Raw genomic sequence first — 11,427 nt, forward strand, 5'->3', positions numbered from 1 at the left:
CGGAACTACATCGGGTGGACGTTGTCCGCCTGCGGGCCCTTCTGGCCCTGGGTCACCTCGAACTCGACCTTCTGCCCCTCCTGCAGCTCGCGGTAGCCGCTGGTCTGGATGGCCGAGTAGTGGACGAACACGTCCGGACCCCCACCGTCCTGCTCGATGAAGCCGAAGCCCTTTTCCGAGTTGAACCACTTGACCGTGCCGGTTGCCATGCGTCTCTCCCTGTTCAAAGCGGGTGAGCACCGGCCGCGGCCGATGATCGCCCTGTACCTTCCCGACAGTAACCGGCCGAACCGGGATCTGCTGGCGGAAGTGGCGGCGTGCCTCGCGAATACGCGCCGAGCGGGAAAATCCCTCCGGATGGCGGCCCCGCCCGGCATGCTTGCCCGAGTGAGGGCACAGACCGCGTTGGCCGACCTGGAGCGGGAGATCGCCGTGCCCGGCGGCGGGCCGGACCGGCTCCGGCTGGTCGCCACGCCGTTCGTGCCCGAGGTACGGCTGCACGTCGCCGAGGACGCGATCCTGTGGTGGGCCCGGATGGAGGCGGCCGCCCGACGGCCGCTGCCGCCGCCGTACTGGGCCTCGGTCTGGGCCGGTGGTCAGGCGCTGGCTCGCCACCTGCTCGACCACCCCGAGCTGGCCGCCGGCCGGCGGGTGTTCGACCTGGCCGCCGGCTCCGGGCTGGTGGCCATCGCCGCCGCGCTGGCCGGCGCCGAGCGGGTGGTCGCCAACGACGTCGACCCGTACGCGGTCGCCGCCGTCACGGTCAACGCCCGGGCCAACCGGGTGGCCGTGGCCGCCACCGCCGGCGACCTGCTGGACGGCACCGTCCGCGCCGACCTGCTGCTGGCCGGGGACGTGCTCTACGACGCCGCGCTGGCCGACCGGATGCTGCCGTTCCTACAGCGGGCCGCCGATCGGGGCGTCGAGGTGCTGGTCGGCGACCCCGACCGGGGACACCTGCCACCGGACCGGCTGGAGGTGGTGGCGAGCTACCCGGTGCCGACCACCGAGCCCTCCGTCGACTCCCCGGTACGCCGGGTGCAGGTGCTGCGTCCCCGGTGACCCGTCCGGCCGCTCGGGGGCGACCCCGAGGCGGAATCAGGGGACGCTGGGGGATCCAGCCGGATGTGCCCCCGCACGGGAGGCCATAGCGTACGCGGCATGACGGATCTGCTGGCCCAGGTCGGGGAGCTGCCCACCACCCTGCTGATGGGGTTGCTGGGTATGGTCATGCTCGCCGACGCCGTACCCCTGGTCGGGGTGCTGGTGCCCGGCGACGCCGCGGTCCTCGCCGCGGTTGGCGCGGGCCGGCCGGCGACCGGGCTGGCCACCGTGGCGGCGGTGGTGGCCGGCTGCCTCGCCGGCTGGTCGCTGAGCTTCCTGGCCGGGCGGCGCTGGGGCGAGCGGCTGCGGCGCAGCCGGCTGGGCGACTGGATCGGCGAGTCGCGCTGGGTGGCCGCCGAGGCGCTGCTGCACCGTGGCGGCGGCCGAATGGTGCTGGTGGCGCCGTTCCTGCCGGTGTTCAACGCGTTGCTGCCGCTGGCCGCCGGCGGCCTGCAGATGTCCTACCGGAGGTTCGCCACCTGCGCGGCGCTCGGCGCGACGCTGTGGGCCGGCCTCTACGTGGCGCTCGGCGTCACCGCGCGGGCGCTGACCGGGCTGCTGCCCGGGGCGCCGAACCCGACCGTGTTCACCATGGCGGTCGGCCTGCTGCTCGCCGGTCCGGTGCTGCTCGGCACCCGGCACCGGCTCCGGGCGGTGACCGCCGCGGGCGCCGCCTCCTGAGCGGACCGGCCGGACCGCTGACCGCCGCCGGCGCCAGACCGCTGACCGCAGGCCGGCGCCGGCGGATCGCTCACCAGCCGCGGGCGCGCCACTGCGGCAGGGCGGGGCGCTCGGCGCCCAGCGTGCTGTCCTTGCCGTGCCCCGGATAGAACCAGGTCTCGTCCGGCAGCCGGTCGAACAGCTTGTGCTCCACGTCGTCGATGAGCTGCCCGAACCGTTCCGGGTCCTGCTCGGTGTTGCCGACGCCGCCAGGGAAGAGGCTGTCGCCGGTGAACAGGTGCGGGATGCCGGACGGGTCGCGGTAGAGCAGCGCGACCGAGCCCGGGGTGTGGCCCTTGAGGTGGATCACCTCCAGGGCGCAGTCACCGACCGCGACCGTGTCGCCCTCGCGCAGCGGCTCGGCGGGGATCGGCAGCCCCTCGGCGTCGTCGACGTGCACCAGCGGGCGGGCGCCGGTCTTGGCGACCACCTCCTCCAGGGCGACCCAGTGGTCCATGTGCCGGTGCGTGGTGACCACCGCGGCGAGCCCGCCGTCGCCGACCAGGTCGAGCAGGCGCGGCGCCTCGTTCGCCGCGTCGATCAGCACCTGCTCGCCGGTGTCCCGGCAGCGCAGCAGGTAGGCGTTGTTGTCCATCGGACCCACCGACACCTTGGTGATGGTGAGCCGGTCGAGCTCGCGGACGGCCGGCTCGCCGCCGGGCGTGACGTCTCCGGTGTAGGTCATGGGACAGCTATATCCATTCCGGTGGGTTCGGCAGGGGACCGTCGGGGGTGACGGTGAGCACCTCGCCCGCGGCGCGGCCGATCAGCCAGGCGGCGAGGTCCGGCGCGGCGCCGGCGACCGTGGGCGCGCCGGCCCGGTCGCCGATGCCCAACTCATGGCAGCCGCTGCCCGAAAAGCGCAGCACCATCGCGGGTGCGGCGGCGCGGTCGCCCAGGTCGGCGGCGACCTCGTGCAGCAGCCGGTGGCTGAACGCCTCCGGCCAGTCCGCGGGCCGGTAGCCGGCGGCCAGGTCCACGTGGTGCACCTCCACCTCCCGCAGCCGGTCCCAGACCAGCAGGGCGGCCACCCGGGGGCCGCGCGGTGTCTGCACCGTCGCGGTCCACGCCTCGGCCGGCGTGGCGGCGACCGCCTCGGCGAACCGGTCCGCGGACCGGCGCAGGTCGTCGAAGAGGTCGTCCGGTGAACGGGCCGCGCCGGCCTCGATGTCCGCGGCCCGGGCCGCCGGGCTGGCGTACATCGGGACGGCCTCGCCGGTGCGGGCGGCGGTGAGCAGGTTGACGAAGCCGTCGGCGTTGCGGGCCAGGTGGGTCAGCACGTGCCCGAGGGTCCAGCGCGGCAGCAGCGAGGCGGCGGCGACGTCCGCGGCGTCGAAGGCGGCCACGGTACGCAGCAACCGGGCGGTGGCGTCGTCCACCTCGCCGGTCAGCAGCAGCGGATCGTTGCTCACGTCGCCACCCCGCTGTCGAGCCTGATGGTTCGCTCGCTGCGCTCGCTCACGAACCGACCCTAGCGGTCCGGCGCCGCCGCGTCGTCGGGGAAATCGCTTTCGGCGCGTCGACGCGCCCCTTACCGTCGCAGAACGCGGCACCGGGAGTCGGGACGGAGGTGGTGAGCATGCCGGTCGTAGCACGCGTGTTCCGCCATGAACCCCCTCGACACCGATGAGGACACCATGACACTCGATCTGACCGCCCTCGGCTGGGACGCCGACTGGGCGGCACACGTACGCCGGCGCGCCGACCGCCGCCCGGGCCGGGTGGCCCGGGTCGACCGGGGAGTCTGCACCGTGCTCCGACCCGAGGGCCCGGTCCGGGCCAGCCTGGGCGGCGGGGTGCTGGCCGCCGCCGCCCGCGACCTGACCGCCCTGCCGTGCGCCGGCGACTGGGTGCTGCTGGCCACCTGGCCGGACGGGCCGGTGACCGTGGAGGCGGTGCTGCCCCGCCGCACCGCGCTGATCCGGCGGACCGCCGGCAAGGACGCCAGCGGCCAGGTGCTCGCCGCCAACCTTGACGCCGCCGCGGTGGTGGAGCCGGTGCATCCCGAGCCGGACACCGCGCGGATCGAACGGCTGCTCTCCCTGGCCCACGAGTCCGGGGCCGAGCCGCTGCTCGTGCTCACCAAGGCGGACCTGGCCGCCGACCCGGTGGCGGTCGCCCGGCAACTGGCCGCCGCCGCCCCCGGGGTTCCGGTGCTGCCGGTCAGCGCCGAGCGGGGCAGCGGGCTGGACCCGCTGCGCCGCTACGTCGCGCCGGGGCGGACCCTCGGCCTGCTCGGGCCGTCCGGCGCGGGCAAGTCGAGCCTGGTCAACGCCCTCGCCGGGGCGGAGGTGATGCGGACCCAGGCGATCCGGCGGGTGGACGGCAAGGGTCGGCACACCACCACCTGGCGTGCGCTGGTGCCGATCCCCGGTGGGGGCGCGGTGCTGGACACTCCGGGCGTCCGGGCGGTCGGCCTGCTGGACGGCTCGGCCGGGCTGGACCGGGCCTTCGCGGACATCGCCGAGCTCGCCGCCGGCTGCCGGTACGCCGACTGCGCCCACGAGGCCGAGCCGGCCTGCGCGGTGCGGGAGGCGCTGGACAGCGGTGAGCTGTCCGTCCGGCGCTGGGAGAGCTGGCGCCGGCTCCAGCGCGAGGTGGCGTACGAGAGCCGACGTCGACAGGCCCGGGTGGCCGCCGAGCGGCGGGGGAGCTGGCGGGGCGAGCGGCGGCGCACGGCGCGTCCGGCGTCGCCGCCGTCGCCCGGCGGATACTGAGCCGAACACCGGTCGCGTCGGCCCGCCCGGGGCCGGCGCGACCGGGGTGAGCTGGGGGAATGTGCGCACGACGAAAGTTGTCGTACCTCAGGGCTAGAGTTGCTCGGGCGTTTTCCTGCGCCTCGACAACGTCGAAAAACCGCTCAGACCAGGCTCCGAGCGGACAGATCCGCCTCACATTCTTTCTCCGGGAGCACACGCACCGTGGCCGACCGACTGATCATCCGTGGCGCGCGCGAGCACAACCTGCGTGACGTCAGTCTCGACCTGCCCCGGGACGCCCTGATCGTCTTCACCGGGCTCTCCGGGTCGGGCAAGTCGAGCCTGGCGTTCGACACCATCTTCGCCGAGGGCCAGCGCCGCTACGTCGAGTCGCTGTCGTCGTACGCCCGGCAGTTCCTCGGCCAGATGGACAAGCCCGACGTCGACTTCATCGAGGGGCTCAGCCCCGCGGTCTCCATCGACCAGAAGTCCACCTCGCGCAACCCGCGCTCCACCGTCGGCACCATCACCGAGGTCTACGACTACCTCCGGCTGCTGTTCGCCCGCATCGGCGAGCCGCACTGCCCGATCTGCGGTGAGCGGATCTCCCGGCAGACCCCGCAGCAGATCGTCGACCGGGTGCTCGGCATGGCCGAGGGCACCCGGTTCATGGTGCTCGCCCCGGTCGTCCGCGGTCGCAAGGGCGAGTACGTCGACCTGTTCGCCGAGCTGCAGGCCAAGGGTTACGCCCGGGCCCGGGTCGACGGCGTGGTGCACCCGCTGACCGAGCCGCCGAAGCTCAAGAAGCAGGAGAAGCACACCATCGAGGTGGTCATCGACCGGCTCAGCGTCAAGCCCAGCGCCAAGCAGCGGCTGACCGACTCGGTCGAGGCGGCGCTCGGCCTCTCCGGCGGGCTGGTGCTGCTCGACTTCGTCGACCTGCCCGAGGACGACCCGGCCCGGGAGCGCCGCTACTCCGAGCACCTGGCCTGCCCCAACGACCACCCGCTCGCGATCGAGGACCTGGAGCCCCGGGTCTTCTCCTTCAACGCCCCGTACGGCGCCTGCCCCGAGTGCACCGGCCTCGGCACCAAGAAGGAGGTCGACCCGGAGCTGGTGATCCCGGACCCGGAGCGCACCCTGCGCGGGGGCGCGATCCAGCCCTGGGCGACCGGGCACAACCTGGAATACTTCCTCCGCCTGCTGGAGGCCCTCGGCGAGGCCGAGCACTTCGACATCGACACGCCCTGGCGGGCGTTGCCGTCGCGGGCGCAGAAGACGATCCTGCACGGCTCCGACGACCAGGTGCACGTCCGCTACCGCAACAAGTACGGCCGCGAGCGCTCCTACTACACCGGCTTCGAGGGTGTGGTGCAGTGGATCGAGCGCCGGCACACGGACACCGAGTCGGAGTGGTCGCGGGAGAAGTACGAGGGCTACATGCGGGACGTGCCCTGCGCGGCCTGCGGGGGCACCCGGCTCAAGCCGGAGGTGCTCGCGGTCACCGTGGCCGGCAAGAGCATCGCCGAGGTCTGCAACCTCTCCGTCGGCGAGGCGGCTGACCTGCTGGCCGGCATCGAGCTCACCGACCGGCAGAAGATGATCGCCGAGCGGGTGCTCAAGGAGATCAACGCCCGGCTGAAGTTCCTGCTCGACGTCGGGCTGGACTACCTCTCCCTGGACCGTCCGGCGGGCACCCTCTCCGGCGGCGAGGCGCAGCGCATCCGGCTCGCCACCCAGATCGGCTCGGGCCTGGTCGGCGTGCTCTACGTGCTGGACGAGCCGTCCATCGGCCTGCACCAGCGGGACAACCACCGGCTGATCGAGACCCTGCTGCGGCTGCGCGGGCTGGGCAACACGCTGATCGTGGTCGAGCACGACGAGGACACCATCCGGGTCGCCGACTGGATCGTCGACATCGGCCCGGGCGCCGGCGAGCACGGCGGCCGGATCGTGCACAGCGGTTCCGTGCCGGCGCTGCTGGAGAACGCGGAGTCGGTCACCGGGGCGTACCTGTCCGGGCGGAAGGCGATCCCGACGCCGGGCCACCGCCGGCCGCAGACCCCCGGTCGCGAGCTGGTGGTGCACGGGGCGCGCGAGCACAACCTGCGCAACCTCACCGTGAGCTTCCCGCTCGGCCAACTCATCGCGGTCACCGGGGTCAGCGGCTCGGGCAAGTCCACGCTGGTCAATGACATCCTGTACGCGGTCCTGGCCAACCAGATCAACGGCGCCCGGCTGGTCCCCGGCCGGCACACCCGGGTCAGCGGCCTGGAGCACGTGGACAAGGTCGTCGGCGTCGACCAGTCGCCGATCGGGCGTACGCCACGGTCGAACCCGGCCACCTACACGGGGGTGTGGGACCACATCCGCAAGCTGTTCGCCGAGACCACCGAGGCGAAGGTCCGGGGGTACGGCCCGGGCCGGTTCTCGTTCAACGTCAAGGGGGGCCGCTGCGAGGCGTGCTCCGGCGACGGCACCATCAAGATCGAGATGAACTTCCTCCCGGACGTCTACGTCCCCTGCGAGGTGTGCAAGGGCGCCCGCTACAACCGGGAGACGCTCGAGGTGCACTACAAGGGCAAGACGGTCGCCGAGGTGCTGGACATGCCGATCGAGGAGGCGGCCGAGTTCTTCTCCGCCATCCCGGCCATCCACCGGCACCTCAAGACCCTCGTCGACGTGGGTCTCGGGTACGTCCGGCTGGGCCAGCCCGCCCCGACGCTCTCCGGCGGCGAGGCGCAGCGCGTCAAGCTCGCCTCGGAGCTGCAGAAGCGTTCCACCGGCCGGACCGTCTACGTGCTGGACGAGCCGACCACCGGCCTGCACTTCGAGGACATCCGCAAGCTGCTGATGGTGCTGGAGGGCCTGGTCGACAAGGGCAATACCGTGATCACCATCGAGCACAACCTCGACGTGATCAAGACGGCCGACTGGCTCATCGACATGGGCCCGGAGGGCGGCCACCGGGGCGGCACGGTGCTCGCCACCGGCACCCCGGAGGAGGTCGCCGAGGTGCCGGAGAGTCACACCGGCCAGTTCCTGCGTCCGATGCTCAAACTCGACGGCGAGGCCAAGGGTGCCGTGGCGGCCACCACTCGGGCGGCGCGGGCCAACGGCGGCGCCAAGTCGCGTACCCGTAAGGTGCCGGCCGGAGCCCGCTGAGCCGGCCGTGCGGCGGCCCGGCACGACCCGCCGGTCCGCCGCACGTCCTCGGCAGGATCCGGCGCGTTCGGGCTTCGGCACCCATTTCGTGACGCGCCTGTATGAACCGTGCGGCACAGTGATCCGTGTCCAGAAATGGACACGGATCACGATGGGCTGCGGCAGTCGAGAGGAAGGCCGGACATGAGTGACGATCAGGTGCAAACCGAGCCCGGTACGCGGACGCGGCGGGCCCTGCTCACGGGCGCTGGGGCGGTTGGCGCGGCGGTGGTGCTCGCGGCCTGCGGCAACGAGGGCGCGGGTTCGGGGACCTCGGCGCCGACCAGCGGCGGCCCGGGCGCGACCGGCGCCGGCGACGCCGAGGGCGGTAACCGGGACAGCATCGGCCCGCTGGCCCGGACCACCGACATCCCGGTCGGGGGCGGTGCCGTGTTCGCCAGCAAGGGCGTCGTGATCACTCAGCCGGAGCCGGGCCAGTTCAAGGGCTTCAGTCCGATCTGCACCCACCAGGGCTGCCCGGTGTCGAACGTCGACGGCGGCACCATCAACTGCACCTGCCACAACAGCAGGTTCTCGATCGTCGACGGAGCGGTGAAGCAGGGCCCCGCCACCCGGCCCCTGCCGCCGAAGAACATCAAGGTCACCGGCGACCAGATCACCCTCGCCTGAGCGCTTCGGCGTCCCCCGCTCGCGGGTCCGGGGTGGGGGACGCGTGGCGGCGGTGGGGTGTCGGGGGTGCGGACTAGGCTTGCTGCGTGGCTGACCCCTCGACCTATCGTCCCGCACCCGGCACCATCCCGGAGTCGCCAGGGGTCTACCGTTTCCGAGACGGCACCGGCCGGGTGATCTACGTCGGCAAGGCGCGGAACCTGCGCAGCCGGCTCAACTCCTACTTCGCCGACCCGGTCAACCTGCACCAGCGCACCCGGCAGATGGTCTTCACCGCCGAGTCGGTCGACTGGATCACCGTCGCCACCGAGGTCGAGGCGCTCCAGCAGGAATACACCTGGATCAAGCAGTACGACCCGCGGTTCAACGTCCGCTACCGGGACGACAAGTCCTACCCGTACCTGGCGGTCACCCTGGACGAGGAGTACCCGCGGCTGCAGGTGATGCGCGGGGCCAAGCGCAAGGGGGTGCGATACTTCGGGCCGTACTCGCACGCCTGGGCGATCCGCGAGACGCTGGACCTGCTGCTCCGGGTCTTCCCGGCACGGACGTGTTCCTCCGGCGTGTTCAAGCGGGCCGGCCAGGTCGGCCGCCCGTGCCTGCTGGGCTACATCGGCAAGTGCTCCGCGCCCTGCGTCGGCAGCGTCACCGCCGAGCGGCACCGGGAGATCGTCAACGGCTTCTGCGACTTCATGGCCGGCCGCACCGACACCATGGTCCGCCGGCTCGAACGGGAGATGCTGGAGGCCAGCGAGGAGCTCGAGTTCGAGCGGGCCGCCCGGCTGCGCGACGACCTGGCCGCGCTGCGCCGGGCCATGGAGAAGCAGACGGTGGTGCTCGGCGACGGCACCGACGCCGACGTGGTGGCCTTCGCCGACGACCCGCTCGAGGCCGCGGTCCAGGTCTTCCACGTCCGTGACGGCCGGGTGCGCGGCCAGCGCGGCTGGGTGGTGGAGAAGACCGAGGAGGTGAGCACCGGCGACCTGGTGCATCACTTCTGCACCCAGGTCTACGGCGGGGAGCAGGGCGAGGCGGACGTCCCCCGCGAGCTGCTCGTCCCGGAGCTGCCCGGCGACGTCGACGCGCTGTCTGACTGGCTCTCCGCCCGTCGCGGCAGCCGGGTGTCGCTGCGGGTCCCGCAGCGCGGCGACAAGCGGTCGCTGCTGGAGACCGTGGAACGCAACGCCAAGGACGCGCTCGCCCGGCACAAGCTCAAGCGGGCCGGCGACCTGACCACCCGCAGCAAGGCCCTCGACGAGATCGGCGAGGCGCTCGGCATGCGGACGTCGCCGCTGCGCATCGAGTGCTTCGACGTTTCGCAGATCCAGGGCACCGACGTCGTCGCCAGCATGGTCGTCTTCGAGGACGGGCTGCCCCGGAAGAGCGAGTACCGGCGGTTCATCATCCGGGGCGCCAGCGACGACCTCTCCGCCATGTCCGAGGTGCTCCGCCGGCGGTTCGCCCGCTACCTCGACGCCCGCGCCGAGACCGGGGAGATCGGCGAGGAGACCGCGGGCGACCCGGACCGGCCCGGCATCGACCCGACCACCGGGCGCCCGCGCCGGTTCGCGTACCCGCCGCAGCTGGTCGTGGTCGACGGCGGCGCACCCCAGGTGGCGGCGGCCGCGCAGGCGCTCGCCGAGCTGGGCATCGACGACGTGGCGCTCTGCGGGCTGGCCAAGCGGCTGGAGGAGGTCTGGCTGCCGGACGACGAGTTCCCGGTCATCCTCCCGCGCACCTCCGAGGCGCTCTACCTGTTGCAACGCGTCCGCGACGAGGCGCACCGCTTCGCCATCACCTTCCACCGGCAGCGGCGCTCGAAGCGGATGACCGAGTCGGCGCTCGACAACATCCCCGGCCTGGGTGAGGTACGCCGGAAGGCGCTCCTGCGCCACTTCGGCTCGCTCAAGCGCCTCTCCGCCGCGACCGTGGAGGAGATCACCGAGGTGCCCGGGGTGGGGAAGCGGACGGCCGAGGCGATTCTGGCCGCCCTCGACGAGGGCGCCAAACCGACCCCCACCCCCTGATCGGCCCGAACCCGCCGATGGCCCAGGTCCCCGTCGGGACGGCGTCGATGCGCCCGGTTTGGCCACTCGACGGTGTGCGGGCCGCCAATTGTGCGCCGCGTCAAGGTCGTCCCGCCTGCCGTTGAAGGTGGTTCTACAGAACGTGACGGCCGGCCGGTTCCGCCATCTGGCACGCACGGTAACCGAGCCGCACCCGTGATGAATGGGCGCGTCAGCCGCTGGAAGTGGTTGACCAGGTCTTTTCTCTGCCGGCTTCCCGCAGCGACACTGTCCCCGCCTCCGCTTTGCTCTGCACCCAGATACGCACCGGCCACGCTGCGTGAGTGCCGCGTATCTGGCTGCAGAGCAAAGGGAGCAGGTGGCTGGTGTGGTCTGTCGCAGAATGTGACCGTCAGTGACATCTCGGACGGCCCCGGCTGTCCGACGCCCTCACTGTCCGGCGCCCTTCGAATGCCGGGAGCCGGTGAGTCACTATCGGGTCGGTTGTCCATTGCCGCGTGACGCAGCGGCAGGCTGTCCGGTTTATGCCTTGGCGTCCCATGGGTCGGCCGCCCGAGGGCGGAATGATCCCCCGGACCGCGGCGTTGAACATGGCTGACCGCGCCGGATCTGCGGCCCCCGTCAACGGGCGGGCCACGGGCGCGGCGGAATGATCGGCCCCCGGCCGTGGTTACATCCCCCGGCCGCCCGAGCAGCAGCCCCCGGGCCGGTCCCCCGGGAGTCCGGTGGAATGATCCCCGGCCCCCGGTCGTTACATCCCCGGGTCACCCCGAGCAGGCCACGCCGCCGGGCACCCCGTCTTCAGACTTTCCCTTTCACACGGCACACCCGCGCACCCCCCATTCGCGCGTGCGCGTTCCCCCGATCGAAAGGTTTTCATCATCATGCGTACCGACATTCTGCGTAAGACCGCCCTGACCGTTGCTGGTGTCGCCGCCACCGCTGGTGGTATCGCCGGCCCCGCTATCGCCGCCCACGCCGCCCCGGCCAACAAGCCGGCCGCGCAGGCGCAGGCGCAGGCCAGCAAGAGTGGTGAGCGGGAG

9 protein-coding genes and 1 pseudogene are annotated in these 11,427 nt (G+C 72.7%); 7 read left to right on the top strand and 3 right to left on the bottom strand.

The window, feature by feature from the left end; all coding sequences use genetic code 11:
• Positions 1-5: 5 nt before the first annotated feature.
• Positions 6-209, bottom strand: coding sequence for a cold-shock protein (locus FXF52_RS24540; protein ID WP_148800523.1), 204 nt, complete (start codon positions 207-209; stop codon positions 6-8).
• Positions 210-375: 166 nt separating this feature from the next.
• Here FXF52_RS24540 and FXF52_RS24545 point away from each other — a divergent pair, with 166 nt between their 5' ends.
• The gene (locus FXF52_RS24545; RefSeq protein ID WP_148800553.1) at positions 376-1,062 is read left to right on the top strand and encodes a methyltransferase; all 687 of its coding nucleotides are present in this window, start codon (positions 376-378) and stop codon (positions 1,060-1,062) included.
• A gap of 99 nt (positions 1,063-1,161) precedes the next feature.
• Entirely contained in the window at positions 1,162-1,785 is a 624-nt protein-coding gene (locus tag FXF52_RS24550) for a DedA family protein (protein ID WP_148800525.1), read from the top strand.
• Between the two features lie 70 nt (positions 1,786-1,855).
• Here the strand turns inward: FXF52_RS24550 and FXF52_RS24555 are convergent, their stop codons facing one another.
• Both FXF52_RS24555 and FXF52_RS24560 read right to left on the bottom strand, forming a co-directional pair.
• Positions 1,856-2,509: an MBL fold metallo-hydrolase gene (locus tag FXF52_RS24555; RefSeq protein ID WP_148800527.1), complete on the bottom strand. Its 654-nt coding sequence runs from the start codon at positions 2,507-2,509 to the stop codon at positions 1,856-1,858.
• A 7-nt stretch (positions 2,510-2,516) separates the two neighbouring features.
• Positions 2,517-3,236, bottom strand: a complete 720-nt coding sequence (locus tag FXF52_RS24560; protein ID WP_148800529.1) for a maleylpyruvate isomerase family mycothiol-dependent enzyme — start codon at positions 3,234-3,236, stop codon at positions 2,517-2,519.
• Positions 3,237-3,461: 225 nt separating this feature from the next.
• Here FXF52_RS24560 and rsgA point away from each other — a divergent pair, with 225 nt between their 5' ends.
• The 5 genes and pseudogenes from rsgA to FXF52_RS44160 all read left to right on the top strand — a co-directional run.
• On the top strand, positions 3,462-4,541 hold the full coding sequence (gene rsgA / locus FXF52_RS24565; protein WP_148800531.1) for a ribosome small subunit-dependent GTPase A: 1,080 nt from the start codon (positions 3,462-3,464) through the stop codon (positions 4,539-4,541).
• Positions 4,542-4,745: 204 nt separating this feature from the next.
• Positions 4,746-7,688 (top strand): excinuclease ABC subunit UvrA, encoded by a 2,943-nt coding sequence (uvrA, locus tag FXF52_RS24570; protein ID WP_148800533.1) that lies wholly within the window; start codon positions 4,746-4,748, stop codon positions 7,686-7,688.
• A gap of 183 nt (positions 7,689-7,871) precedes the next feature.
• Positions 7,872-8,357 (top strand): Rieske (2Fe-2S) protein, encoded by a 486-nt coding sequence (locus FXF52_RS24575; protein WP_148800535.1) that lies wholly within the window; start codon positions 7,872-7,874, stop codon positions 8,355-8,357.
• A gap of 86 nt (positions 8,358-8,443) precedes the next feature.
• Positions 8,444-10,384, top strand: coding sequence for an excinuclease ABC subunit UvrC (uvrC, locus tag FXF52_RS24580; protein WP_148800537.1), 1,941 nt, complete (start codon positions 8,444-8,446; stop codon positions 10,382-10,384).
• A gap of 884 nt (positions 10,385-11,268) precedes the next feature.
• Positions 11,269-11,427 (top strand): annotated as a pseudogene (locus FXF52_RS44160) (phytochelatin synthase); the annotation flags it as partial.

The sequence above is a fragment of the Micromonospora sp. MP36 genome, assembly GCF_008119785.1.
Lineage (GTDB): Bacteria > Actinomycetota > Actinomycetes > Mycobacteriales > Micromonosporaceae > Micromonospora.

What these genes read in the sequence shown, in the direction of transcription:
- FXF52_RS24540 (WP_148800523.1), bottom strand. Translation starts at nt 209, where the DNA reads ATGGCAACCGGCACGGTCAAGTGGTTCAACTCGGAAAAGGGCTTCGGC.
- FXF52_RS24545 (WP_148800553.1), top strand. Translation starts at nt 376, where the DNA reads ATGCTTGCCCGAGTGAGGGCACAGACCGCGTTGGCCGACCTGGAGCGG.
- FXF52_RS24550 (WP_148800525.1), top strand. Translation starts at nt 1,162, where the DNA reads ATGACGGATCTGCTGGCCCAGGTCGGGGAGCTGCCCACCACCCTGCTG.
- FXF52_RS24555 (WP_148800527.1), bottom strand. Translation starts at nt 2,509, where the DNA reads ATGACCTACACCGGAGACGTCACGCCCGGCGGCGAGCCGGCCGTCCGC.
- rsgA (WP_148800531.1), top strand. Translation starts at nt 3,462, where the DNA reads ATGACACTCGATCTGACCGCCCTCGGCTGGGACGCCGACTGGGCGGCA.
- FXF52_RS24575 (WP_148800535.1), top strand. Translation starts at nt 7,872, where the DNA reads ATGAGTGACGATCAGGTGCAAACCGAGCCCGGTACGCGGACGCGGCGG.